Annotated in this window: 24 protein-coding genes; 11 read left to right on the top strand and 13 right to left on the bottom strand. The window is 69.6% G+C overall.

Going from position 1 to position 25,146, the window contains the following annotated elements; genetic code table 11:
• Window positions 1-76 precede the first annotated feature (76 nt).
• The 3 genes from scpB to PHI64_RS12285 are packed head-to-tail and all read left to right on the top strand — an operon-like array spanning window position 77 to window position 2,397.
• Window positions 77-850: a methylmalonyl-CoA decarboxylase gene (scpB, locus tag PHI64_RS12295; RefSeq protein WP_299883051.1), complete on the top strand. Its 774-nt coding sequence runs from the start codon at window positions 77-79 to the stop codon at window positions 848-850.
• Window positions 851-880: 30 nt separating this feature from the next.
• Window positions 881-1,528: an MOSC domain-containing protein gene (locus PHI64_RS12290; protein ID WP_299883049.1), complete on the top strand. Its 648-nt coding sequence runs from the start codon at window positions 881-883 to the stop codon at window positions 1,526-1,528.
• A complete protein-coding gene (locus tag PHI64_RS12285; RefSeq protein WP_299883047.1) occupies window positions 1,525-2,397 on the top strand; it encodes an AraC family transcriptional regulator in 873 nt (290 codons plus the stop codon). Before PHI64_RS12290 ends, PHI64_RS12285 begins: the two co-directional genes overlap by 4 nt.
• Here the strand turns inward: PHI64_RS12285 and PHI64_RS12280 are convergent.
• From PHI64_RS12280 to PHI64_RS12255, 6 genes are all read right to left on the bottom strand, one after another.
• Window positions 2,329-2,922, bottom strand: coding sequence for a LysE family translocator (locus PHI64_RS12280; RefSeq protein ID WP_299883045.1), 594 nt, complete (start codon window positions 2,920-2,922; stop codon window positions 2,329-2,331). The genes PHI64_RS12285 and PHI64_RS12280 overlap by 69 nt on opposite strands.
• Before the next feature lie 105 nt (window positions 2,923-3,027).
• A complete protein-coding gene (locus PHI64_RS12275; RefSeq protein WP_299883043.1) occupies window positions 3,028-3,639 on the bottom strand; it encodes a class I SAM-dependent methyltransferase in 612 nt (203 codons plus the stop codon).
• Window positions 3,640-4,108: 469 nt separating this feature from the next.
• Entirely contained in the window at window positions 4,109-5,218 is a 1,110-nt protein-coding gene (locus PHI64_RS12270; RefSeq protein WP_299883041.1) for a hypothetical protein, read from the bottom strand.
• Window positions 5,219-5,226: 8 nt separating this feature from the next.
• The gene (locus tag PHI64_RS12265) at window positions 5,227-6,627 is read right to left on the bottom strand and encodes an MmgE/PrpD family protein (RefSeq protein WP_299883039.1); all 1,401 of its coding nucleotides are present in this window, start codon (window positions 6,625-6,627) and stop codon (window positions 5,227-5,229) included.
• 27 nt (window positions 6,628-6,654) lie between these two features.
• Window positions 6,655-7,770, bottom strand: a complete 1,116-nt coding sequence (locus PHI64_RS12260) for a DegT/DnrJ/EryC1/StrS aminotransferase family protein (protein ID WP_299883037.1) — start codon at window positions 7,768-7,770, stop codon at window positions 6,655-6,657.
• Window positions 7,767-9,773, bottom strand: a complete 2,007-nt coding sequence (locus tag PHI64_RS12255; protein WP_299883035.1) for a tetratricopeptide repeat protein — start codon at window positions 9,771-9,773, stop codon at window positions 7,767-7,769. The genes PHI64_RS12260 and PHI64_RS12255 overlap by 4 nt, the downstream gene beginning before the upstream one ends.
• A 201-nt stretch (window positions 9,774-9,974) precedes the next feature.
• Here PHI64_RS12255 and PHI64_RS12250 point away from each other — a divergent pair, with 201 nt between their 5' ends.
• On the top strand, window positions 9,975-10,883 hold the full coding sequence (locus PHI64_RS12250; RefSeq protein ID WP_299883033.1) for a LysR family transcriptional regulator: 909 nt from the start codon (window positions 9,975-9,977) through the stop codon (window positions 10,881-10,883).
• 165 nt (window positions 10,884-11,048) lie between these two features.
• Window positions 11,049-13,730: an ABC transporter substrate-binding protein gene (locus PHI64_RS12245; protein WP_299883031.1), complete on the top strand. Its 2,682-nt coding sequence runs from the start codon at window positions 11,049-11,051 to the stop codon at window positions 13,728-13,730.
• 9 nt (window positions 13,731-13,739) lie between these two features.
• On the opposite strand, the gene PHI64_RS12240 is transcribed toward PHI64_RS12245, so the two are convergent.
• The 7 genes from PHI64_RS12240 to PHI64_RS12210 all read right to left on the bottom strand — a co-directional run bounded on the left by PHI64_RS12240 (window position 13,740) and on the right by PHI64_RS12210 (window position 18,135).
• On the bottom strand, window positions 13,740-14,129 hold the full coding sequence (locus PHI64_RS12240) for an Hsp20/alpha crystallin family protein (protein WP_299883029.1): 390 nt from the start codon (window positions 14,127-14,129) through the stop codon (window positions 13,740-13,742).
• Window positions 14,130-14,141: 12 nt separating this feature from the next.
• The gene (locus tag PHI64_RS12235; RefSeq protein ID WP_299883027.1) at window positions 14,142-14,585 is read right to left on the bottom strand and encodes an Hsp20/alpha crystallin family protein; all 444 of its coding nucleotides are present in this window, start codon (window positions 14,583-14,585) and stop codon (window positions 14,142-14,144) included.
• Window positions 14,586-14,731: 146 nt separating this feature from the next.
• On the bottom strand, window positions 14,732-15,799 hold the full coding sequence (locus PHI64_RS12230) for an alkene reductase (RefSeq protein WP_299883025.1): 1,068 nt from the start codon (window positions 15,797-15,799) through the stop codon (window positions 14,732-14,734).
• A 76-nt stretch (window positions 15,800-15,875) separates the two neighbouring features.
• Complete coding sequence (locus PHI64_RS12225; RefSeq protein ID WP_299883023.1) at window positions 15,876-16,757, bottom strand: pirin family protein; 882 nt, start codon at window positions 16,755-16,757, stop codon at window positions 15,876-15,878.
• A gap of 13 nt (window positions 16,758-16,770) precedes the next feature.
• Window positions 16,771-17,178: an OsmC family protein gene (locus PHI64_RS12220; RefSeq protein ID WP_299883021.1), complete on the bottom strand. Its 408-nt coding sequence runs from the start codon at window positions 17,176-17,178 to the stop codon at window positions 16,771-16,773.
• An 83-nt stretch (window positions 17,179-17,261) separates the two neighbouring features.
• A complete protein-coding gene (locus tag PHI64_RS12215) occupies window positions 17,262-17,900 on the bottom strand; it encodes a TRIC cation channel family protein (protein ID WP_299883019.1) in 639 nt (212 codons plus the stop codon).
• Between the two features lie 19 nt (window positions 17,901-17,919).
• Window positions 17,920-18,135 (bottom strand): VF530 family protein, encoded by a 216-nt coding sequence (locus PHI64_RS12210; RefSeq protein ID WP_296408937.1) that lies wholly within the window; start codon window positions 18,133-18,135, stop codon window positions 17,920-17,922.
• A gap of 100 nt (window positions 18,136-18,235) precedes the next feature.
• Here PHI64_RS12210 and PHI64_RS12205 point away from each other — a divergent pair, with 100 nt between their 5' ends.
• From PHI64_RS12205 to PHI64_RS12180, 6 genes are all read left to right on the top strand, one after another.
• Window positions 18,236-18,625, top strand: a complete 390-nt coding sequence (locus tag PHI64_RS12205) for a DUF2946 family protein (protein ID WP_299883017.1) — start codon at window positions 18,236-18,238, stop codon at window positions 18,623-18,625.
• Window positions 18,626-18,726: 101 nt separating this feature from the next.
• Complete coding sequence (locus tag PHI64_RS12200; RefSeq protein WP_299883016.1) at window positions 18,727-19,923, top strand: TolC family protein; 1,197 nt, start codon at window positions 18,727-18,729, stop codon at window positions 19,921-19,923.
• Complete coding sequence (locus PHI64_RS12195; protein ID WP_299883014.1) at window positions 19,920-20,435, top strand: hypothetical protein; 516 nt, start codon at window positions 19,920-19,922, stop codon at window positions 20,433-20,435. The genes PHI64_RS12200 and PHI64_RS12195 overlap by 4 nt, the downstream gene beginning before the upstream one ends.
• Window positions 20,432-21,529 (top strand): HlyD family efflux transporter periplasmic adaptor subunit, encoded by a 1,098-nt coding sequence (locus tag PHI64_RS12190; protein WP_299883012.1) that lies wholly within the window; start codon window positions 20,432-20,434, stop codon window positions 21,527-21,529. The genes PHI64_RS12195 and PHI64_RS12190 overlap by 4 nt, the downstream gene beginning before the upstream one ends.
• Window positions 21,526-24,675 carry an efflux RND transporter permease subunit gene (locus tag PHI64_RS12185; protein ID WP_299883010.1) on the top strand — a complete coding sequence of 1,050 codons (3,150 nt, stop codon included), beginning with the start codon at window positions 21,526-21,528 and terminating at the stop codon, window positions 24,673-24,675. Before PHI64_RS12190 ends, PHI64_RS12185 begins: the two co-directional genes overlap by 4 nt.
• Window positions 24,672-25,088, top strand: a complete 417-nt coding sequence (locus PHI64_RS12180) for a hypothetical protein (RefSeq protein ID WP_299883008.1) — start codon at window positions 24,672-24,674, stop codon at window positions 25,086-25,088. The genes PHI64_RS12185 and PHI64_RS12180 overlap by 4 nt, the downstream gene beginning before the upstream one ends.
• Window positions 25,089-25,146: the final 58 nt, after the last annotated feature.

Genomic DNA, 25,146 nt, shown 5'->3' with positions numbered 1-25,146 from the left:
GCCGCGCCTTTCGTCGGGTTGAGTTCATTCGACCAACCCGGCCTAGAATGGCACACCACCTCTACCTTGCCCCCCCATGCTGCAGATCGACATTACCGACCACATCGCCACCCTCACCCTCAACCGGGAAGCCCGCCGCAATGCCTTGTGCGAGGAGATGGTTCAGGCTTTTGCCACCGCCCTAGAATCCTTCCGCGCCGTAGGCGTGCGCTGCGTGGTGCTGCGCGCCCGGGCTGGCTGCAAGGTCTGGTCGGCGGGCCACGACATCGAAGAGCTTCCCGCCGCCGGCCTCGACCCCCTGGCCTGGCGCGACCCCCTGCGCAAGCTGGTGCGCGAGATCGAGACTTTTCCCGCTCCCATCATCGCCATGATCGAAGGCAGCGTGTGGGGCGGTGCCTGCGAAGCCGCCTTCGCCTGCGACCTCATCGTGGCCGCCCGCGACGCCACCTTCGCCGCCACTCCGGCCCGCCTCAACGTGCCCTACAACGTGGGCGGCCTGCTCACCTTTCTCAATGCCGCCAACCTGCGCCTGGCCAAGGAGATGCTCTTCACTGCCGACCCCATCCCGGCCGAGCGCCTGTGCAGCCTGGGTATCATCAACCACGTGACCGATGCCACCGACCTGGAAGAAACCACCTACGCCATCGCCCGCCGCATCGCCGCCAACGCGCCCCTCTCCATCTCGGTGATGAAGGAACAGCTGCGCATCCTCGCCGGTGCCCATACCATGTCGCCCGAAGACTTCGAACGCATCCAGGGCCTGCGTCGGGTGGTGTACAACAGCCAGGACTACGCCGAAGGCATCCGGGCTTTCAAGGAAAAGCGCAAACCGGAATTCAGGGGCGAATAGGCCCCCACCCAAGACACAGCAGGAAACCCAATGGCCCGCATCACCCTCTTCACTGGCGGCATCCGGCCGCTGCCCGAAACGGGGCGCCCCACCGGCATGTACAAGACCCGGGTGGACGCGCCCATCGCCCTGGGCCCCGAGGGCTTTGCCGGCGATCAGCAGGCCGACCGGCGCGTCCATGGCGGGCCCGACAAGGCCGTGCATCTCTACCCCGCCCGGCACTACCCCCGCCTTGCCGAGCGCTTCCCGGAAGCCGCCGCACAACTCGTGCCCGGTGCCCTCGGTGAGAACCTGTCCACCCCCGACCTGGACGAAGCCGACGTGCGCATCGGCGAGCTGTGGCAACTGGGCAGCGCCGTGCTGCAGGTGTGCCAGCCCCGCAACCCCTGCTGGAAGATCGACGAGCGCTTTGGCGCCGACGGCATGGCCGGTTTCATCGCCGAGCACTTGCTCACCGGCTGGTACTGGCGTGTGGTGCAGCCCGGCCATGTGAGCCCCGGCGACACCCTGGACCTGCTGCACGCCGCACCCCAGGCCCCGACCCTGCGCGAAGCCCAGCTGCTGTGGCAGACCCACCGCCCGCCCCTGGCCGAGCTGGCGCGCCTGGCCGACATCCCCGGGCTGGCCCGCGCCTGGCGGGACAAGATCGTGCAGCGCCTCACCTGGCTCAAGCAATGAGCCAATCCGTTTTCTGGCGAGACCCGGTGCTGCCCTTTGTGGAGCTGCGCCAGGTGGAAGACGGGCGCAGCCTCTGCTATGCCCCCCACAGCCACCTGGAGTGGTCCATGGGCGCCATCACCCGGGGTGAGAGCACCTTTGTGCTGACCGACCGGGTGCACCAGGTCGAGGCGGGCACGCTGGTCTGCATCAACCCCGACCGGATGCACGTCTGCAACCCCATCGAAGGCCGGCCCTGGGCCTATCTCATGCTGTACCTGGACGCACGCTGGCTGGCCGCGCAGCGCTTTCGGCTGGGCCTTTCGGCATCGCCCGACTGGCAGGATCTGGCCCCTGACGTCATGCGCGCGCCCGAGGTCTTCAATGCCTTTTTAAGCCTTGCCGCAAGGCTGTTCGACCCGGGCCTGCCCGCCGCCGCCAAAGAGAATGCGCTGCTCGACTTCCTGGCCCTGCTGCTGCCCCGGCTCGGCACCGCCGAGGCGCCAGACATTCCCGCCAAGCTGGAGGCCCTGGCCGACTACCTGGGCGGAGATCACGCCGCCGCAGACATGTCCCTGGAGGCCATGTCCCGCCGGGCCGGGGTGAGCCCCGGGCACCTGATCCGGCGCTTCAAGCAGCACTTCGGGATGACGCCCCACGCCTACGTGATCAACCGCCGGGTGCAGCGGGGCCAGCGGGCCCTGCGCCAGGGGCGGGCAATAGTGGATGCCGCCCTCGACAGCGGCTTTGCCGATCAGCCCCATTTTCAGCGCATGTTCAAGCGCCTCCTGGCCCTTACCCCCCGGCAATACCGCCGGAGCTCAGGGCCACAGCAGAAAGACGCAGCTCCCGGCGAGCAGGGCCGCCAGGCCCCGGTTGAGCCGGCGTAAGACCCGCGGCGTGGTGCTCAGGCGCCGGAAGGCCGCGCCCGCATACACCCAGCAGCCGAGCGACAGCCAGCAGATCGGCGCATAGAGCCCGGCAAACACTGCCAGCTCCTCGGGCCGCGCCGCATGGGTGTAGGCACCCACCCCCGACGCCGCCGCCAGCCAGGCCTTGGGGTTGAGCCACTGCATCAGCGCACCGGCCACAAAACCCGGCGGCGTGTCCTGATCCCTGCCCGCCAGCTCACCCGAATCGCGGGCCAGCTGCCAGCTCAGGTAGAGCAGAAAGGCCACCGCCGCCCAGCGCATCAGCGCCGCCAGCCCGGGCTGGCGCAGCAACACTCCGGCCAGCCCCAGCCCCACTGCCACAAACAGGCCGATGAAACCCAGCGTGGCACCGCTCACAAAGCCCAGGCTCGCCCTTACGCCATGCCGCGTCCCGCTGCCCAGGCACACCATATTCACCGGCCCCGGCGACAGCGAAGCCGCCAGGGCAAAGGCGGACATCGGAAGAATGAGGGAGAGATCCATGCGCGTAATCCGGAAAGTCGGGGTAGGGCATGGTGGGGCTTGGGGGGAGGCGGGGTATTGAAGGAAATTGCACTGGGCTGCCGGGCGATGATGGTGGCCTGGCAGTCACCCCAGGCAACGGGCCAGCCAGACCGAATGGCAGCCGCAGGCCGGGTCCTCCGGCACAAAGTCGAGTACCTCGAAGCCATGCGCGTCCAGCAGGCACCGATACGCCTCCGGCGCCAGGCTGGCATGAAACAGTGGCTCCCCCTCGAACTCCCCGATCGCCTCGCCGTGGGACGGCCCACTGGTGAACATCAGCATCGCTCCTGGCGCCGCGTGCGCCGCAAAGACAGGAAACATCGCCCGCTGATCCGCGTGGTTCAGGTGAAAGAAACTGTCCCAGGCCAGCACGCCGGCAAAGCTGCGCCCTAGCGCGAGCGTCCGCATGTCGCCCTGCACCCACTCCTGGGCGGGCTGCAGGGCACGGGCATGCGCCAGCATCGCCGCCGAGCTGTCGACGCCGGTGATTGCAAAGCCCTGCTGGGCCAGCCACCGCCCCATCGGTTGACCCGTGCCGCAGCCCAGATCCAGCACGCAGGCCCCGTCGGGCAGGCCGGCGGAGAAGCGCGTCAGCCAGGCTTCTTCCAGTGACGCATGGGGCGACCGGTGCCGATGCCAGGCGTCGGCGTGGCGGTCGTAGAGCGGGATGATGGTGGCGGAGAGGGGAGGGGGCATGGGGGATGTGGGTGCGTCATCGGTGACTCACCTTGGCCGAGGGGTTTCACATGATCGCCGGCCTTGGTGTGGTTGCTGCTTGCAGTTGTAGCGCGGTGGGTGACAAGGGAGAAACCGATGGTTCTCAGCTAAGCGAAGTTGAACTCACGAAGCCACTGGATTCGAGTGCACTGGATCACTGTCGAATTGCGTCATGCCATGGGACTCTGATGGCACAGACAACCCGTGCCACGCCATGGACACATTTGCCCCCTCTGATCTCAAAACCATCCTTCATTCCAAGCGGGCCAATATTTACTACATCCGCCACTGCCGGGTTACGCTGCTGCGTGACTGCCGGACAGGCAGCTCAGAAAGCCGCTACATCACGACGGCCCAGGACACGATCCCAGTCGGTATTCAATAGTCCTGAATAAGGATGGCGGAACCCCGGGGCGGCCTTCAGTCGGGTGGCCCGTGGTATCGCCCATCACCCCCGCCAGTGTCCTGTCTGCGCCAATCTTTCCGCCCAGCCCGCCTCCACCGCCCGGCTCACCGGAAGGCGTTGCACTGCGTCCGGCCAGTGTTCCGGTGCCGGGCTCTCCGGCAGCCGGATGCCGCCGAAGTGTTCCAGCCCCATGCCCACTTCGTCGTAGCCCAGCAGCTGGCGGGCGCCGGTGGCGCCGGTGTAGCGGCCGTTGTATTCGTAGATGGCGTAGTCACCTTCGGGGGTGCGCTGGCACTGGATGTTGAGGGGGCCGCGCCAGCCTTCGGCGGTAAAGGCCTGGGCGCAGCGCTGGCCGAGCGCGATCAGGGCGGGGTCGTCGTTGCGGGCGACGTGTTCGCTGCGGCCCTGGCGCATGGCGTGGCGGGTGGCCAGCATGCCCTTGAGGCTGCCGTCTGGAGCGATGAAGGCCTGAATGGAGTGCTTGTCGGCTTCGAAGCTGTGGAAGAGGGGGATGCCGTCGCGGGCGATGCCGTCCAGGTAGGCCTGTGCCTCGGCGCGGTCGCCCAGGTAACGCTGCAGGATGGTGTCGGGGCGGCCGGCCAGGCGGGCGAGCTGGGCTTCGTTGTGCACCAGGAAGACGCCCCGGGAGGCGAAGCCCTGGCGGGGTTTGGCGATCAGGGGGTAGCCGTGGCGGGCGGCAAAGTCCATGAGCCGAGCGGCGTCGGTGTCGGTGGCCAGGGTGGCGGCGTAGGGCAGGCCGTGGCGGGCCGACAGGTCGGCGCTGGCGGCCTTGTCGAGCATGGCCAGGGCCGGGCCGGGGGCGCCGCACAAAAAGGGGAGGGCCGGGTTGGGGCGGGCGTGGGCGCGGGCGGCCAGCCAGGCCACGTCGTCGTCGCGGCAGGGGATGACGAGGCGGGGCTGGAGGCCTTCGACGATCTGGTCGAAACGCTGGCCGAAGGCGTCGGGGTCGTCTTTCAGCTTGCCGGCCAGGAAGGCTTCGTCAAAGTCGAACAGGGCGGGTTCGTGGGCAACGCTGTTGATGGCGGCCAGGTGCAGCCCGGCGCGGCGGCCGGCCAGGGCCGACAGGATGTTCTGGCCGACCAGGCTGGCGCCGGAGAGAAACAGGATGCAGGGGGCGGGCGTGGTGGGCATGGTGGGCTTCAGGCGGCGGGCACGGCGAGGCTGCGGTACAGGCTCATCAGGGGGCGGATGTCGTCCAGGCCAGCGAAGGACCACAAGGTTTCGAGCCAGATCCGGCCTTGCTCGCGGGGCAGGGCGCGGTCGGCCATGCGCCAGAACTTGGCTTCCAGTTCGTGATCGTCCATGGGGTTGAGGGGGTGGCCCTTGGGCGGCCCGGAGGCGCGGCCCAGGCGGCGCCCGTCCTTGAGCACCAGCTCGACCCGGGAGGGCCAGCGGGGCAGCTCGCCGGCGTGTTCGGCGGTGATTTCGGGGTCGTCGATCACGGTGATCTTCTGCATCAGCGGGCGCAGGGCGGGGTCGCTGATGCGGGCTTCGCTGAAGCTGTCCACGGTCACGTCGCCATCCACCAGGGCCACGGCCACCAGGTAGGCCATGCTGTGATCGGCCACTTCGCGGGTTTGCGGGTCCCACTTTTCGTCGTGGTCGCCGGCGCCGCCGCCGATGGCGTGCAGGCCGCCCCAGTGCACGGCCACGATGATCTGGTCGATGTCGTCCAGGGCGGCTTCGCTGCGCAGGGCCCGGGCGAGGGCGATGGGCCCCTGGCCGTTGTAGTCGGCGGGGTAGTACTTGAGGCCGGTACTGTGCAGGGCCGACAGCCCGTTGCGGGGCTGGCCGAGGGTGGACAGGTCGAGGGGTGGGATGCCCAGCATCTCGTAGAAGGCGGCGAGGCCTTCAAACGGCCGGTCGGGGCCGGTGAGGCCTTGCTCGGCCAGCCGCGCGGCGAACACGGCGTTCATGGTGCCGTGGGCGGTGGCGCAGCCCTTCCAGTCGGAGATGAGGCCGGTGCGGGTGACGCGCATGGGGATGTTGGGGGTGAGGGCCAGGGCGATGGCGTGGCCCATGCGTTCGTGGTCCAGGCCCAGGATCACGCCGGCGCCCACCACGGCACCCAGGGTGGCGTAGATCTGGTCCACATGCTTGTTGCGCAGCAGGTTGCCATACAGGCCGCCGCGGCGGATGGCGGCGTAGGTTTCGTAGGCTGCATGGATGGCGCGGATGACTTCGGCGCCGCTGGCCCCGCGGGCTTCGCCCAGGGCCAGCACGCCGGACATCATGTCGCTGGGGTGGCCGCCGTTACCGGTGTCGTTGTAGTCCAGGTAGCGCACCATCACCGTGTTGGCGAAGGTGGCGTATTCGGGGGTGGTGGGCTGGGCCAGGCCGAACACCGAGGCGCCAGTGCTGCTGCTGGCGGTGCCGGCAATGGTGCGGGCCACCCGCGCCGGGCGGGCGCCGAGGGCGCCAAAGGCACAGGCCACCGAGTCGATCAGGTGGCGGGTCACGGCGTCGGCGGAGCCCCCGGGCAGGGGGGCGGCCTGCATGGCCACGGCGTAGTCGGCAATGGGGCGGCTGGTGTTGTCCATGGTCGGTTTCCGGGCAGGGTTCAGGGTTCAGGGGCGGGCGGCGGCGGTCACGGCGGCGATCACCCGGCTCACCTCGTCGTCGCTCAGGGCGCCGTAGAGGGGCAGGCACAGCACGCTGTCGGCCATGCGGCGGGCGATGGGCAGGTGGTCGGCGCCGGGAGCGCTGCGGTACATGTCAAAGTCGCTGATCAGCGGGTAGAAGTAGCGGCGGGCGATGATGCCCTGGGCCCGCAGTTGTTCGTACAGGGCGTCGCGGCCCAGGGCAAAGCCGGGTGCTACGAAGATCGGGTAGTAGCCGTGATTGTGGCGCGCCACGCCGGGCAGAGGGGCCAGCAGGCGCAGGCCGGGCAGGTTGCCAAAGGCGGCGTCGTAGCGGGCGGCCACCCGGGCTCGGGCCTCGATCTCGGCGTTGATGCCGCCCAGGCTGAGGCAGCCGAAGGCGGCCTGGAGCTCGTTCATCTTGGCGTTGATGCCGGCGGCCAGCACCCGGGTTTCGCCCTTGAAGCCAAAGTTGCGCAGCAGGTCGATGCGGGCCTTGAGGGCTTCGTCACGGCATGCGATGGCGCCGCCCTCGAAGGTGTGAAAGACCTTGGTGGCGTGGAAGCTGAGGATCGCGGCGTCGCCCGCGGCCAGCAGGCTGCCAGTGTCCAGCTGCACACCAAAGGCGTGGGCGGCGTCGTAGATCAGGCGCAGGCCATGGCGATCGGCCACGGCCTGCAGCCCGGCGGTGTCACAGGGGCGGCCATACACATGCACGGCCAGGATGGCCCGGGTGCGAGGGGTGATGGCGGCTTCCACGGCGGCGGGGTCGAGGTTGAGGCTTGCCGGGTCGATGTCGGCAAACACAGGGGTGCAGCCGCTCCACAGGAGGGCGTGGGTGGTGGCGACGAAGGAGTAGGGCGTGGTGATGACCTCGCCTTCCACGTCCAGGGCCTTGAGGGCCAGCATCAGGGCCAGGGTGCCGTTGCCCAGCAGGCTTACCTGGGGCACGGCCAGGTAGCCGGCCAGCGCGGCTTCGAGCTGGTCGTGGTAGGGCCCGCCATTGGTGAGCCGCCGGGACGCCCAGATCTCGCGCAGCATGGGCTCGAAGTCGGCCAGGTCGGGCAGGGCGGGCTGGGTGACGTAAAGGGGCGGGCGGTTCATGCTTCGAAGCGGGGCAGGATGATGGGCTGGGGCGCTTCGCCGGCACACCAGCGTTGCCACATGATGCGGAAGGCCAGGGCCACGCTGTCGGCCACCTTGGCGGTGCTCAGGTTGGGGGAGTGCATCAGGCGCTCCCGCAGGGACTGGCGCAGGCTGGCCAGGGCGGGCAGATCGGCGACAGCGCCCTGGGCTCGGGCCACGAATTCGTCTTCGCTTTCGGCTACCCAGTCCGAGAGCCCCACCTTGCCCATGATGCCGGCACCCAGGCGCTGGGCCAGGGTGCTGCCGGCCAGGGTGAGAGTGGGTACGCCCATCCACAGGGCGTGGTTGCTGGTGGTGCCGCCGGCGTAGGGAAAGGTGTCGAGCAGCAGGTCGATCTCGTTGTGCAGGGCCAGGTAGTCTTGGGTGGGCAGGCGTGGGCGCAGGTCCAGGCGTTCCGGGCCAATGCCCCGGGCCGCAAACTGCGCAAGCAGGCGTTCGGTCGCTTCGGCACCGGAGACGGCGCCCACCAGCAGGCGGGCATCGGGCAGGGCCCGCAGCACGCGGGACCACAGGGCGATACATTCGGGGCTGATCTTGTTGAGCCGGTTGAGACTGCCGAAGGTGAAGCGGCCACGGGCCAGGGCCGGCAGGGGGCCGACCTCCGGGGCGTCGGGGTCGGTCTTGAAGCTCATGGCGTAGGGCAGGTGCACCAGCTTCTCGGTGAACTGCGCGTCCAGCCGGCCCGGGGGCGCGGTGAGGGTGTAGACGAAGCGGTAGTCCATGCTGCGCATGCCCGTGGTGCCCGAATACCCCAGCCAGGTGACCTGCACCGGTGCCGGGCGCAGGGCAAACACCGGCAGGCGGTTGTCCGCGGTGTGGCCGGAGAGGTCCACCAGAATGTCGATGCGGTCGGCCTGGATCTGCCCGGCCAGGCGCGTGTCGCTCCAACTGGCGACCCTGTGCCATCCATGCACCAGCTGGCGCAGGCGGGCGCTCACGTTGTCTTCGTGGGCCCGGTTGGAATAGGCGGTCAGGTGCAGGCCGCGTTGCCCCAGCGCCGCCAGCATGGGCTCCATGAAATAGGCGACGGCATGTTCGCGCAGGTCGCCCGACACAAAGCCGATGCGCAGCGGGCGTTCGGGGTCGCGTGGGTTGGCGTGCTTTGGTGGGCGCCCCGGTACGGCCCCTTCCAGGGTTTGTCCGAAGCGGCAGTGGGCGGCGAAGATGTCCTGGGCGCGGGCCCCTGGGTCGTGCATCAGCTGGTACAGGTAGCCGCTGTGGGCTGAGTGGGCGGCGGGGTTGAGGGCGATGGCCCGGGCAAAGTGATCGCGGGCGGCGGGGGAGATACCGGACATCGAGCAAGCCCGGCCCAGGGCAGTGAGCACCCGCCAGTCCGGGGCTGCGGTGGTGGTCAGGGGTTCCAGCACGGCGATCGCCTCGGCAAAACGTCCGCGCATGTCGTAAAGGTTGCCCAGGTTGAGGCTCGCCTCGATCCAGCCGGGCGGGGCGCACAGCGTGGCCGTGCGGTAGCTCTCATCCGCCTCGTCCCAGCGCCCGAGATCACGCAGCGCGTTGCCCAGGTTGAGGTGGGCATCGGCCAGCCGTGGGTTGATGGCCAAGGCTTGGCGCGCAAAGGCCTCGGCCTTGCCCGGATCGCCGGCCTGCGCGGCACACTGGGCCCGGTTGACCCAGGCCGAGACCATCAGCGGGTCTAGCCGGGTGGCCCGGGCGAACTGGGCGTCGGCGCCCACAGTGTCTCCCAGCCGGGTGTAGATCAGCCCCAGGTTGTCTCGGATGGTCGCGTCGTCCGGCGCCAGCCGGGCGGCCTGCTCCAGGTGTGGGCGGGCGGCCTCGACGTGCTCGCGGGCCAGGAAGGACACGCCAAGCATCTGCCACCCGGCCGCCACTGCGGGATGGCGGCGTGTGCAGTCCCGGGCGGCCCGCTCAAGCTGTTCGAACTGGTTCGCAGCAAATAGCGCGTAGAGTTTGTCGAGCTTGTGGGAAGGGATGTGTGCGCTCATGGCCTGTGAGATTGTTTGCACGTGGGTGCACGATACTGGTCGGCGAACAAAGTGTTACAGATTTGCGCTATTTCGATGGGCCGACTTGACGCCGGACCTGCCGGTTTCGGTGCATCCCAAGCGGGGTGGCGTGCATTCAAGCCCACATTTTCCCTGGCGCCGTGCGACGCTATGGGGCTTGAGCCATCGGGACCGTCTTTCATGCACATCGATCTGCGCGACCTGCGCCTGTTCATCCATATTGCCGAAAGCAAGAGCCTTACCCGCGGGGCGGAACGCAGTCACCTGTCCCTGCCGGCGGTGAGTGCGCGGGTGAAGGAGCTGGAGAGCCAGGCCGGGGTTCGCCTGCTTTACCGGGCCCCCCGGGGTGTGGCGCTGACGCCGGCCGGGCAGAGCCTGCTGCAGCACGCGCGCATCATCTTGGGGCAGATCGAACACATGAAGAGCGACCTGCAGCGCTTCGGCGAAGGGGTGCAGGGGCATATCCGGGTGTTTGCCAACACGACTGCGGTGACCGAGTTCATGCCCGAGGTGCTGGCTACCTTCCTGGCCGGGCATCCGCAGGTGGACGTGGACCTGCAGGAGCGCCTCACCGGCGAGATCGTGCGCGGGGTGCTCGATGGCACCACCGATCTGGGCATCGTGTCAGGGGCGGTGGATGCGGACGGGCTCGAGAAGCACCATTTCAGCACCGACCGTCTGATCCTCGCCGTGGCGCCGGGGCACCCCCTGGCGGCGCGGGAGTCGGTGTGCTTTGCCGACATGATGGACTACGACTACATCGGCCTCCACGATGGCAGTACCCTGCAGAACTTCGTGAACAGCCTGATGCAGAAGGGGCGCCACCGGCTGCACATCCGCGTCCAGGTGAGCAACTTCGAGTCGGTATGCCGGATGGTGGAGGCCGGGGTGGGCATCGGCATCGTGCCCGAATCGGCGGCTCGCCGGCACAGCCGCACCATGAAGATCGTCACCAAGCCCCTCGACGAGAGCTGGGCGATCCGCGACCGCTTTGTGCTGACCCGGCGCGGCGATTCGCTGCCCAGCTTCACTCGGGCACTGATTGACACCATCATCGCCTATCCGGGCCACGCCGAGAGCCGGCGTTAAGTCGGAGATCTGTGCGGTCGCCCTCGCCACCCGTGGCTCCGGTGACTAAGCTCGCGTCTTGTAATCGAACGGAAACATCAAGGCCTGCGCGGTGTGCGGGGCGGGGAGGGTGGTTTGCCTGTGCATTGGGGAGGCCTGCGGGCCTGGCTGTGTCTGGCGCTGTGCTTGGCGGCCGCGCGTGTGGGCGCTGTCGAGACGGTGGTGGTGCAGCTCAACTGGAAGCATCAATTCGAGTTTGCGGCCTTTTATGCCGCCGAGCGCCAGGGCTATTACCAGGCTCGCGGGCTGGATGTGCGGCTGGTAGAGGGCGGGCCCGGTGTGGACGTGATGAAGGAGGTGGTCGAGGGGCGCGCCGATTTCGGGGTGGGTACTTCGGCCCTGGTGGTGGATCGGGCCCGGGGGCAGCCGGTGGTGGCCCTGGCAACGATGATGCAGCACTCGCCCCTGGCCCTGCTGGCGTCCCGGGACATGGGGGTGAAGAGCGTGCTCGATCTGGCCGGCCGGCCTGTGTCGGTTGACCCTCACACCCGCGACGAGATCGAGGCTTTTCTGCGTGCCTCCGGCCTGTCCCCGGAACAGATCCGGCTGGTCGATCAGGCCGATTGGACTCTTGATTCCTTGGAGGCGGGCAAGGTGGCGGCCGAGGCCGTGTACCTGTCCAATGAGCCCTTCCTGATCCGCGGGCGGGAGCACCAGTTCCTTCTGCTGACCCCCCGTTCAGCGGGCATTGATCTGTTCGGCAACATGCTGTTCTCGTCCCGTGCTGCGGTGGCGGCGCGGCCTCAGGTGGTGGCCGCCTTCCGCGACGCGACCTTGCGTGGCCTCGTGTACGCGCTGGCCAATCCGGAGGCGCTCACCGACCAGATCCTGGCCGACTACAACACCCAGGGAAAATCCCGGGAGCACCTGCTGTTCGAGGCAGCCCAGATCCGCGAACTGACCCGGCCGGACATCGTCGAGGCGGGCTACATGAGCCCCGGCCGCTGGCGCCACGTGGTGGATGTGTATGTGCGCCAGGGCAAGCTGCCGAAGGAGTTCGAGCTGGGGGATTTCCTGTACGACGCACAGCCCTCGACCCGGGTGCCGCCCTGGTTGGTGGTGGCCCTGGTGGCGTCGCTGGTGGCCCTGCTGGTGGCTTTGGGCGTGGTGGCCAAGGTGCGTGGGCTCAACCGGGCGCTACGGGGAGAGATGGGGGAGCGGGAGGCGGCCGAGGCGGCTCTGCAGACCCGGGAGGCCCAGTACCGGGAGCTGGTGGAGAACGCCAACGCGCTAATCCTGCGCCTGTCGCCCGATGGTACGGTGACTTATTTCAACGAATGCGCCGAGCGTTTCTTTGGCTATGCCGCTACCGAGATCGTGGGCCGCAGCGTGATCGGCACCATCTTGCCGACGCGGGATGAGCACAGCGGCCGTGACCTGAGCGAAATGCTGAGCGCCATCATTACCGACCCGGCCAGCGGCGAGCACAACGAAAACGAGAACATCACCCGGGACGGCCGGCGGGTGTATGTGCGCTGGGCCAACCGGGCCATCCGGCGGCCTGACGGGAGCCTTGCTGGCCTGCTGTGCATCGGCCAGGATGTGACGGCCCGGCGGGTGATGGAGCAGGAACTCGCCGCCCATCACAGCCTTCTCGAAGAGCAAGTGGCCCTGCGCACCATGGAGTTGGCCCACGCCAAGGAGGCGGCCGAGGCGGCCAGCCGGGCCAAGAGCGCCTTCCTGGCCAACACCAGCCACGAGATCCGCACCCCCCTCAACGCCATCACCGGCATGACCCACCTGTTGCGCCGCTCCGGGGTGAGCGCGGACCAGGCCGAGCGCCTGGACAAGATCGAGACCGCCGGGCAGCACCTGCTGGAGATCATCAACGCGGTGCTCGACCTGTCCAAGATCGAGGCCGGCAAACTGAGCCTGGAGCGCACTGGTGTGGTGGTGGACGCCGTTGTGCACAACGTGGTCGCCATGCTTCACGACCGGGCCGTGGCCAAGGGCCTGACGCTGGCCGTGGATCTGCAGCAGGGGCTGCCCCCCCTGCTGGGCGACCCGACCCGCCTGCAGCAGGCCTTGCTCAACTATGGCAGCAATGCGGTCAAATTCACCGCTGAAGGCGGGCGCGTCCATCTTCGCACCCGGCTGGTGGAGGAGAACACCGCCGGCCTGCTGGTGCGCTTCGAGGTGGAGGACACGGGAATCGGCATTGCCCCGGACAAGCTCGGGCAGATTTTCTGGGCCTTCGAGCAGGCCGACAGTTCAACCACCCGGGAATACGGCGGCACCGGCCTGGGTCTGGCCATCACCCGCAAGCTGGCAGCCCTGATGGGTGGCGTCGCCGGGGTGTCGAGCGAGTTGGGGGTGGGCAGCACCTTCTGGTTCACCGCCCGCCTTGCCCGGGGCGTGTTTCAGCCGGTGACTGGCCTGCTGCCCGACCCGAACGAGGCGGAGGCCCTGCTCGGCGAGCACTTTGCCGGGCAGCGCATCCTGTTGGTGGACGACGACGAGATCAACCGGGAGATCGCCGTGGAGATACTGGCCGAAACCGGCCTGCTCATCGACACTGCCGAGGACGGCCAGGTGGCGGTGGAGATGGCCGCCGCCACTGACTACGCGCTGATCCTGATGGACATGCAGATGCCTCGCCTCGACGGCCTGCAGGCCACCCTGCAGATCCGCGCCATGGCAGGGCGAGCCGGCACGCCCATCGTCGCCATGACGGCCAATGCCTTTGCCGAAGACCGGGCGCGCTGCTTCCAGGCGGGCATGAACGACTTTATCCCCAAGCCCGTCGAGCCCGACCTGCTGTTGCAGGTCGTGCTCAAGTGGCTGGAGCGGCACCTCCGCGGCCTGTAGCTGCGTGCCTCAGCCCACCTGTACGGCAATGCGCCGGGGCTGGGCGTGCTCCACCTTGGGAATGCGCAGGGTAAGCACGCCTTGGACGAACTCGGCTGCTACCCGCTCGGCGTCCAGCTCCTTGGACAGGGTGAACACCCGCCGGTAGCGGGCCAGCCCCACTTCCGAATGGAAGGGCTCCAGCCCTTCCGGCGCCGGCAGGGCGATCTCGCCCTCGATGGTCAGGGTGTCGGCTTCCACATGCAGGTGCAGCCTGTCTTTGGGCACGCCGGGCAGATCTGCGTAAAGGGTGATGCCGGCGCTGTCCTCGACCACATCCACAGGGGGCTGGAGCGCCTCGGTGGCGCGGGGGGAGGTTTCGGCCTGCTCGGGGCGGCGCAGGGTAGCGTTATCGCTCATGGTCGGGACTCCTTACTGGACGTGGATGCGGCGGGGCTGGCTGGCGGCCTTGCGTTGCACGCTGACGTGCACCACGCCGTCGGTGTAGCGGGCTTCAACGGCGTTCGGGTCCACGTCGTCGGGCAGGGTCACCACCCGGCGGAAACGGCCTGAAAAACGCTCGTCGATATGCACCGTGGCTGGGGCGTCCTTGGGCGGGAGCACCCCGGCGCGCTCGCCGGCAATGGTCAGTACGCCCTTCTCGAGCTGCACATCCAGAGTCGCCGGGTCAATGCCGGGGGCGAAGGCGTAGATCTCCACCGAGCGCGCCGTGCTGCCCACGTTCAGGGCCGGATAGCCACCCCGGGCGCTGCCGCGAATGCTCGGCGACAGGTCGCCACCCCCTTGCTGCAGACCGCGCTGGATACGGTCCAGCTCGGCGAACACATCGCGGGGAAACAGGGATCGGTAGAACATGTGGATTCCTCCTCGTCTGACACGGGCAGCACACCATGGCTGCCCCTGTCTCCGATATGGGAACCGCGTCTGCAGGTTTCAAGAGCCCACGTGAAGCTGGCTCGTGGGGTCGAATTCATTCGACCCCACGGGGTGGGGCCTGACGTTTACTGCATGAAGGGGTAGTCGGTGTAGCCCTCGGGGCCGGGGGAGTAGAAGGTGGCGGGGTTGGGGCTGTTGAGGCTGGCGCCGGCCTTGATGCGGGCGGGGAGGTCGGGGTTGGCGAGGAAAGCGGTGCCGAAGGCCACGGCGTCGAGTTGGCCGCTTTCGATGGCGTTGGCGGCTTCCTGCGGGGTGTAGCCCATGTTTCCGATCAGCACGCCCTTGTAGTGGGCCCGGGCCGGGGTCAGCACGTCGCCCTTCTGCTGGCCGAAGAAGTCGCCGCGCATCAGGTGCAGGTAGGCCAGCGGGTAGTCGTTGAGGCGCTGGGCGAGCCAGGTGATGAGCGCCACCGGGTCGCTGTCGCGCATGTCGTTGTAGCTGTTGAGGGGCGATAGTCGCAGGCCGACGCGGCCGGCACCCCAGATCGCCACGCAGGCTTCGATGACTTCCAGCAGCAGACGGGCGCGGTTCTCGATGGGGCCGCCGTAGGGGCCGCTGCGGGTGTTGCTGCCGTCGCGCAGGAATTCATCCAGCAGGTAGCCGTTGGCACCGTGCACCTCGATGCCGTCAAAGCCGGCGGCGAGGGCGTTTTCGGCCGCATGGCGGAAGCCGGCTACGATGCCGGGCAGCTCGTCATCGGCCAGGGCGCGCGGTGTGACGTAGGGCTTCTTGCCCTCGGGGGTGTGCACCTCGTCGTTGCGGATGGCGAGGGCGCTGGGGGCGACGGGCTGGGCGCCGTCGTTGAGCAGCGGGTGGCAGGCCCGGCCGCCGTGCCAGATCTGCAGGAAGATGCGCCCCTCGGCCTTGTGGACCGCGTCGGTGACCTGCCTCCAGCCTGCCACCTGGGCCGCCGAGTGGATGCCTGGCTCGTGCCAGAAGGCGGAGTTGCCCTCTATGGCCATGGTGGCCTCGGCGATGAGCAGGCCGGCGCTGGCGCGTTGAGCGTAGTGGGTGGCCATCAGGTCGCCGGGTACGTGGCCGTCTTCGGCCCGGCAGCGGGTCAGGGGAGCCATCAGGATACGGTTGGGCAGCGTCACGGCGCCGGCCTGCAGCGGCTGGAAGAGGGCGGACATGGGCAAGTTCTCCGGAGTGGGGTGGTTAGAGTGCTTGGTGTGTGCGGGTGCGCCGATGTTCGGTGGCCGGGGCCTCTCAGCTTCCGATCCACGGCAGGGGTGGGGCGACCAGGCGCCGGGTGCTGCCCTCGACGGGGCCGAAGCGGGGATTGCCGGTTTCCCAGTCATTCTGGGCGGCGACGATGGCTTCCCGGCTGTGTCCGACGAAGTTCCAGGCCATCAGTACCGGTTGGGCGAAGGGCACGCCGCCGATGACGAGCAGGCGGGTGTCGGCGGCAAGTTGGAGGCGAATGCTGTCGGTGCCCGGGTCGAAGCAGGCAAAGGCCGTGCTGTCGAAGGTCTCTTCGCCGATGTGCAGGCTGCCTTCCAGGGGCAGGATGCCGTATTCGAAGCTGGGGTCGAGGGGCAGATCAAGCTCGGCCGCGCTGCGGCAGCAGATGTCCAGACCGATCAGGGGGGAGTGGAGGCGTGCCGGTGATTGCCGCTGGCCGTGGTGCCCGGCCAGCAGGGTGAGGGTGCAGCCGTCCTGTTCCCACTGGGGCAGGACGGGGTGATGTTCAAAGGCCGGCGGGCAGTCGGCCTGGTCCGGCGGCAGGGCGATCCACAGCTGAGCCGCGTGGAGACGTCGGGCTTCGGGCAGAGAGTCTTCGGTATGCACGATGCCGTGGCCGGCCGTCATTAGATTGACCTGCCCCGGGCGGATCACCTGCTCATTGCCCAGGCTGTCCCGGTGCAAGACTTCGCCGTCGATCAGCCAGGTGAAGGTTTGCAGGGTGATGTGCGGGTGGGCGCCCACGTGCATGCCGCCGCCAGGAGCAAACTCCACCGGGCCAGCGTGGTCGAGGAAGCACCAGGCGCCGATCATGCGGCGTTGACGGGTGGGCAGGGCGCGACGTACGCGCATGCCTTCGCCCAGGTCTGCCTCGCGGGGCTCAATGCGTTCGATGCGGGTGCTCATGGCCATGCTCCCTTCAGCCCAGGTCGGTGTGGATGCGGATTTCCCCGGTAAGCAGCTTGTGCATGGGGCAGGCGTTGGCGATCTTGAGGAGTTGGGCACGCTGTTCGTCGCTTAGCTCGCCCTCCAGAAAAACCCGGCGAGCGATGTCGTTGCCGCTTTCGGGTTTGCCGCCCGGGTTGAGCCGCACTTCGACGCGGACTCCGGTGAGGGGCCAGTTGCGGCGGGCTGCGACCATTTTTATGGTGATCGCGGTGCAGGTGCCGAGGCCACCGAGAATCAGGCGGTCGGGCGCGGGCCCCACGTTGCCGCCGCCCACCTCCAGAGGCTCGTCGGCCGGCCACGTGTGGCCCAGGTCATCCGAGAGCTGTACGAGGTAGGGGGCTTCCTGCAGGACGGCGGTGACGGTGGGCGTTCCGGACATGGAGTGTCTCCCTCTGGAGTGGGGTGGCGCGGCAGGGTGTAAAGGCTCCGACCGGGCCGGGAGCGGCAAGTTCGGCCCGGCCTTCAGTCGTCGCGCAGCAGGGGGCGAGTGTGCCAGTTGTAGCGTATGGTGAGCATGCGCACCACGAAGAACAGGGCGATGGTGGCCCAGGCTGCGGGCGCGGTGTCCACCTTCAGGGCCAGGGTCAGGGCCAGGAAGGCCAGGCAGGCCAGCAGCACCACCAGCGCAAAGAACTGCCCCGGCTGCAGGATGAAGGGGATATCGCGGACGATCACGTCGCGCAGCACGCCGCCGCCGACGCTGCTCACCGCCCCCACCAGTACCACCCCGGGCAAAGGGATGCCGGTACCCAGGGCCAGCTGCATCCCCACCACAGCAAAGGCCGGTGTGCCCACTGCATCAATGGTGCTGACCAGCTTGTCCACCACCGGCAGGTTGGCGATGCGCTGGTGGAGCAGGGCGATGAGCAGGGTCGCGACGGTGATCAGCGGCAGGTATACCGGGTCGGTGAGTACCGGCGGGGTGCGCTGCAGGAACAGGCCGTCCCGCAGCAGGCTGCCACCCACCGAGGTAAGCAGTGCCAGGGCAAACAGGCCGACGATGTCACAACGCTTGCGCAGGGCCACGATGGCGCCCGACAGGGCCCAGCTGAAAGTGGCCAGGTAGTCGAAATAGACCGGGACGTGGAACTCGGCGGCCATGGGCGCGGCTTAGGACGGGCTAGCGGCGCTGGCGCAGGTACAGGGCTTCGACCTCGGCACGGGCCCACGGGGTGCGGCGCAGGAACTTGAGACTGGATTTGATGCTGGGCTCGAACTGGAAGCAGCGGATGTTCACCTGGTTGCCGAGGCTGTCCCAGCCGTAGCGCTCCACCAGTTCGGTGAGCATGCTTTCGAGGGTGATGCCGTGGAGGGGATTGTTGGGCTGATCGGTCATGGGGTGCATTCGTGGATGGGCGGCGGGAACTTTGATCCTGTTTGCCCACTCTGCCAAGAGCCCGGCTACAATCCGGCCGTCAATCGTGTGAGCCACCCCCTTGCTGCGTCGTGTCCTCGTCCTGCTGCTGATGTGCCTGCTGCCTCTCCAGGCCATGGCGGGCAGCTTTGCGCCCCTTTGCCGGCATACGGCGGGTGAGCAGGCGGCTGCCATGCAAATGGCAGCGCAGTCGATGGACGGGGATGAACATGCGCACTGCCATGAGGCCATGGCCACCGCGGCAACGCCCGACCCTGACCCCCCGGCTGCTGGCGACGCCGGCTGCGATGACTGCAGCGCGTGCCACCATGTGGCCTTCTCCCTGTTCTCCGTGCCGGTGAGTTCCGGCGCCGTGGCCTTCAGCCCGGTGCGTGTGGCACGGGATCTGCTCCCCGGCGCTACCCGCGTTCCGCCCCAGCCCGACCGTCCCCCCAGAGCTGCTGCCGCCTGACGCGGACGGCAGCCTTTCCCGCTTTATCCCCTTGATGCGTGGCCCCTGGGCCGCGCCACCTGCCGTCCGCATGTTTTCCATCGTTTCTTTGCGAGGATTTCATGCGACGCCTGTTCGCCCTCTTTTTGCTGTCGTGCTGTGCCCTGGTGGCGACGGCGCGGCCCGCCAGCGCCGGCCTGAGCGAGTTGCTCGACGCCGCCTGGCAGCGCGACCCCGCGGCCCGGGCCCTGGATGCCCGCCGGGACGAGCTCTCCGCCCTGGCCGAGATGGCCGCCGGTTGGGCGCCCGGCCCCGGTGCGGTGGGTATCGCCAACCGCAACGACCGCCCCTTCGACAACCGTGGCCGCCAGGAGTGGGAGCTGGAATATGCCCAGCCCCTGTGGCTGCCCGGCCAGGCGGCGGCCCGCCGCAACGAGGCCGCCGTCGCCCTGCGCGCCCTTGATGCCGAGCGTCAGGCCCTGCGCCTTGATCTGGCGCGTCGCCTGGTGGACACCCGTCTGGCCTGGCTGTTGGCCACGGGCCAGGCTGGCGTGGCCGAGCGCCGCCTGGCGGTGGCTCGCCAGCTCGCTGACGATCTGGCCCGGCGGGTCAAGGCCGGCGAGGCGCCGCGCTTCGATCTGAACCTGGCCGAATCCGAACGCCTGGCCGCCGAGGCCGCCGTGGCCGAGCAGGCCCTGGCGGTGAAGGAGCTGGCCCGGCGCTTCCAGGTGCTGGCCGGCAGCACGCCGCCCCCCACCCTGGGGCCGGCGGTTGCAGAGACTCCGGCCTCCCTCCACCCCGGGCTGGTGGCCGCCCGGGAGGCAACGGCCCTGGCCCAGGCGCGCCTGGCCAGCACCCGCCAGAGCCTGCGCGACAACCCCGAGCTGGGCCTGCGCCTGCGCCGGGAGCGTGACGCCAGCGGCGCCGAGTATGGCGACTCGGTCAGCCTGCGCCTGGTCATTCCGCTGGCCTCGGCCCCGCGCAGCGCCGCCCGGGAGGCCGCGGCCATTGCCGCCGTGACCGAGCGTACCGTGGCCGCCGAGCAGTTGCGCAGCCAGTTAGAGCAGGACCGGGCCCAGGCCGCCGACCAGCTCGCCACCGCGGCCCGTCTGGAAGACGCCGCCCGGGCCCGCCAGCACCTGGCCGCCGACAACCTGAGCCTGGTCGACACCGCCTGGCGCCTCGGCGAGCGCCCCCTGGAGGCGCTGCTGCGGGCCCGCACCGCCGCCTTCGACGCCGATACCGCGGCCCTCCGCGCCCACTACACCCGCGAACAGGCCGAGGCCTGGCGCGACTACCTGAAGGGAAGTGCCGAATGAGCCCCCGTAACTTGATCGCCTCTCTGGCGATCTTCTTCATCACTCTGCCGGCCGGGGCCCATGAAGGCCACGACCACGGCACTACCCCGGCCGCTGCCGAGGTCGGCTGGTCACCCCGCGCCACGGCGCGAAGTGAGGATTTCGATCTGGTCGCCGCCGTAGACGGCGGGCAGATGCTGCTGTGGCTGGACCGGGGCAGCGACAACGCGCCGGTCACCGACGCGCAGATCGAGGTGGAGGCCGGCGCCTGGAAGAGCGTGGCCCGGCCGGCCGGCGACGGCAGCTACCGGGTCGATGTCACGGGCCTGGCCCGGCCGGGAAGCCATGAGCTTGTCTTTACCGTGCAGGCGGGGACCGCACTGGATCTGCTGCCGGCCACCCTGGTGCTGCCGGCAGAAGCCGCCACCGGTGTGCCGACCCCTGGGCGTGTGATGTTGCCCGCGACCATCGGCGGGCTGGCCGTGTTGGCTGCCGGCGCGCTGTGGCTGCGTCGCCGGAGGGCTGCAGCATGAAGCGCACACTGCTGACTGCGGCCCTGCTGTGGCCCCTGAGCGGCCTGCCCCATGAAGGCCATCAACATGCCGCCGACACGGCCCCGGCGGCGACCTCGCCGGTGGATGCCCCGCGGCGCCTGGCCGACGGCCGGCTGCAGGTGGCCAAGGCCTCCCAGCACCTGTGGCAGTTGCGTACCCAGGTGACCCGGGAAAGTGAAGTTTCTGCCAGCGTGGAGCTGAGCGGCCGGGTGGTGGCCGACCCCTCTGCCGGTGGGCGTGTGCAGGCGCCCTTTGAGGGCGTCATCGAGGCCGGCCCGCGGGGCTTGCCCCTGCCCGGGCAGGCGGTGAAGGCGGGCGAGGTGCTGGCCTGGCTGCGCCCCAGCCTGCCGCCCCTGGAGCGTTCGGCGCGGCTGGCGGCGCGGGCCGAGGTGGAGGCGCGGCTCGGCATCGCCCGTCAGCGGGCGGCGCGGCTGGCCCGGCTGGAGGGCAGCGTGGCGCAGAAGGACATCGATGCGGCCCAGGCCGAGGCCGACGGGCTGGCGCGCCAGTTTGCCGCCCTGGGCACGGCCCTGGACGGGCGCGAGGCCCTGCGCGCACCCGTGGCGGGCGTCGTTGCGGTGGCCCGGGCCAGCTCCGGGCAGCGGGTCGAGGCCGGGGCCGAGCTGTTCGAGGTACTGCGCCCCGACCGCCTGATGGTCGAGGCCCTGGCCTATGACCCCGCCCTGATGGCGGGGCTGGATACGGCCCGCGGCGAGGCAGGCGGCATTGTCCTTGAGCTGCGTTTTGCGGGGGGCGGGCGCAGCCTGCGGGAAGGCACCTTGCCCCTGTTGTTCCGCGTGGCCGGCGCCCCGCCCCTGGCGGTGGGCCAGCCGGTGAAGGTGTTTGCCAGCCTCAAGGGGCCGGCCGGCAAGGCCGTGGTGCTGCCCCGCGAGGCCCTCGGTGGCAACGGCGAGGAGGTGAGCGTGTGGGTGCACGAGGCGCCGGAGCGCTTCGCCCCGCGGCGGCTGCGGGTGGCGGCGCTGGACGCCGGCCGGGTGCGGGTGCTGAGTGGCCTTGCCGCCGGTGAGCGGGTGGTGGTGCAGGGCGCCCACCTGCTGGGGAGCGTGCGGTGAGTGCCCCGACGACGCTCTTCGATCGCCTGGTGGGTTGGAGCCTGGCCAACCGGGTGCTGGTGCTGGCCGGGGCGCTGGCCCTGATGGTGGCCGGCATGCTGGGCCTGCGCAGCTTGCCGGTGGATGTCTTCCCCGACCTGGACAAGCCGACTGTGACCCTGATGACCGAGGCCGGTGGCATGGCCCCGGAAGAGGTCGAGCAACTGGTCAGCTTTCCGCTGGAGACGGCCATGAATGGCATGCCGGGGGTGACCCGGGTGCGTTCGGTGTCGGGTATCGGCTTGTCCATCGTCTATGTGGAGTTCGACTGGGGCAGCAACATCTGGCGCAACCGCCAGAGCGTGGCCGAACGCCTGACGGCCGTGCGCGAGCGCCTGCCTGCCGGCGTGGCGCCGCAGATGGGGCCCATCGCCTCCATCATGGGCGAGGTGCTGCTGATCGCCCTGCCCATCGACCCGGCCAGCACCAACCCGATGGCGGTGCGCGAATACGCCGACTGGGTGCTGCGCCCGCGGCTGCTGTCGGTGCCCGGAGTGGCTCAGGTGATCCCCATCGGCGGCGGGGTGAAGCAGTGGCGGGTGATGCCCGACCCGGCGCAGATGCGCGCCCTGGGCATCCGCCTGGACCAGCTGGAGGCTGCCGTGGCGGGCTTTGCCGCCAACAGCGCGGGGGGCTTCCTGGAGCGCCAGGGGCAGGAGTGGCTAGTGCGTGGAGTGGGTCGCAGCCGGCGCATCGAGGATCTGGCCAACCTGCCGGTGGGCAGCCCGCGGGGGGTGGCGATCCGCCTCTCCCAGGTGGCCGAGGTGGGCTTTGCCCCGGCGGTGGCCCGGGGCAGTGCGGGTTTCGACGGGCGGCCGGCGGTGATCGTGTCGGTGCAGAAGCAGCCCGGCACCGACAGCATTGCCCTGACCCGGGCAGTGGAAGCCGCCCTCGACGAGGTGGCCGCCAACCTGCCCCAGGGCATCGCCAAGCCGCGCTTCCTTTTCCGCCAGGCGGACTTCATCGAGGCGGCCCTGGGCAATGTGCAGGAGGCCCTGCGTGATGGCGCCATCCTGGTTGCGATCGTGCTGTTCGCTTTTCTGATGAACACCCGTAGCACCGTGATCTCGCTGGTGGCGATTCCCCTGTCCCTGCTGGCCTCGGTGCTGGTGTTCCGGGCCATGGGGCTGTCCATCAACACCATGACCCTGGGCGGCCTGGCGATTGCCATCGGTGAGCTGGTGGACGACGCGGTGGTGGACGTGGAAAACGTGCTGCGCCGGCTCAAGGAGAACCGCCAGCGCCCCGTGCCGCTGCCGGTGCTGACGGTGATCGCCCGGGCCTGCAGCGAGGTGCGCTCCGGGGTGGTGCTGGCGACGCTGACGGTGGTGCTGGTGTTCGTGCCCCTGTTTGCGCTGCCGGGCATGGAGGGGCGCTTGTTCGTGCCCCTGGGGCTGGCCTACATCGTCTCCATCCTGGCCAGCCTGGCGGTGGCGGTAACGGTGACGCCCGTGCTGTGCTTCTTCCTGCTGCCCGGGATGCCTCAGCTCGGGCATGGGGACGGGGCGCTGGTGACCCGCCTCAAGGATGCCCAGGCGCGCCTGCTGGGCTGGGCGTTGCCGCGCAGCGGGCGGGTGCTGGTGGCGGCCTCGGTGCTGGTGGTGGCTGTGGGGTCCAGTGTGCCCTTCTTTCCGCGTACCTTCCTGCCGCCCTTCAACGAGGGCACCCTGACCATCAACGTGCTGCTTCAGCCCGGTGTGTCCCTGGCCGAGTCCACCCGTATCGGGCAGCTGGCCGAGACTTTGGTGCGCGGGGTGCCCGAGGTGCTGCAGGTGGGCCGGCGCACCGGCCGCGCCGAGCTGGACGAGCATGCCGAGGGCGTGCACAGCTCCGAGCTGGAGGTGGATCTGCGCGCCGACGGGCGGCCGCGGGCCGAGGTCATCGCCGACATCCGGGCGCGGCTGGCGCGCCTGCCGGCTGGCGTGTCGGTGGGGCAGCCGATTGCGCACCGCCTCGATCACCTGCTGTCAGGGGTGCGGGCGCAGATTGCGGTGAAGGTGCAGGGCGACGACCTGGACCAGATCCGCAGCCTGGCCGAAGACCTGCGCGGGCGCTTTGCCGCCATTCCGGGCATCGCTGACCTGCAGATCGAGAAGCAGGTGCGCATCCCCCAGTTGCGGGTGGCGCTGGACTACCCGGCCCTGGCGGCCCACGGCGTGGCGCCGGCCGAGGTGCTCGGCGTGGTGGCGCGCCTGGTGGGCGGCGAGCGGGTGGGCGAGGTGGTGGACGGGGCGCGGCGCTTCGACCTGGTGATCCGCCTGCCCGATGACGAGCGCGACCCGGCACGGCTGGCGAGCATGCCCGTGGCCGTGCCCGGGGGCGGCAGCGTGCCCCTCGGCCAGCTGGCCCGCATCGAGGAGGGCGACGGGCCCAATCAGATCGCCCGCGACAACGGCCGGCGCCGCATCGTGGTGTCGGCCAACGTGGCCGGCAGCCTCTCCGAGGCGGTGGCGCAGATGCGCGGGATGGTGGCCGACATGCCGCTGCCCCAGGGCGTGTCGGTGCGCATCGAAGGGCAGTTCCAGGCCCAGGAAGACGCCCAGGCGCGCATCGCCTGGCTGGCGGCCCTGTCCCTGGCGCTGGTGTTTCTGGTGCTGTACGGGCGCTACCGTTCGGTGCGCCTGGTGGCCATGGTGATGGTCGGTATCCCCGCCGCCCTGGTGGGGGCGGTGCTGGCCCTGGGGCTGTCCGGTCAGCCCCTCTCGGTGGCGGCGCTGGTGGGGTTTGTCACCCTCACCGACATCGCCACCCGCAACGGCATCCTCAAGATCAGCCACTACCTGCACCTGCATCAAGAAGAGGGCGAGGCCTTCGGCGACGCCCTGATCCTGCGCGGTGCCCGGGAGCGCCTGACCCCGGTGCTGATGACCGCCCTCACCGCAGCCCTGGCCCTGGTGCCCCTGCTGCTGGCTGCCGATGCGCCGGGCAAGGAGATCCTGCACCCGGTGGCGGTGGTGATCTTCGGCGGCTTGGTCAGCTCGACCCTGCTCGACACCCTGCTGACACCCCTGCTGTTCCGCCGCTACGGCGGGCCGGCTCTGATTGAAAGCCCCGGGGCGGCGAGTGCCGTCCCTCCCCTGAACCCCATCAAAGGAGTTGCTCCATGAAATGCATTGCCCTCACCCTTGCCGCCGCCCTGCTTGCGGCCACTCCGGCCCTGGCCCACGACGACGCCACCCTGGATGCCATGCAGGCCCCTCACGGCGGCCAGCTGCGCATGGCCGGGGCCTATCACATCGAACTGGTGCTGGCCCGGGATGCCCGCGGCGGCAAGCCGGCGCCAGTGAAGGTCTATCTCTCCGACCATGGCGGCAGCAAGATCGCCCCGGCGGGCGCCAGCGGCAGTGTGGTGCTGCTGGCGCCCGCCGGTAAGCTCACGGTGCCCCTGGCAGCGGCCGGTGACCGGCTGGAGGGTACGGCGGTCTACACCGCCGATCCGGCCACTAAAGCCCTGGTGAGTCTGCGCTTTGCCGATGGCAAGACCGAGACGGCCCGCTTCGAGCCCTTCAAGCCGCGCTGAAGGGCGGCATACACCGTTGCCCTGCCGGCGCGATGCCTTTACCGTGACGCGCTGGCCG

Origin of the sequence: Zoogloea sp. (assembly GCF_028689785.1) — a bacterium.
Classification (GTDB): domain Bacteria; phylum Pseudomonadota; class Gammaproteobacteria; order Burkholderiales; family Rhodocyclaceae; genus Zoogloea.
This window is presented reverse-complemented; position numbering and strand designations above follow the sequence as displayed.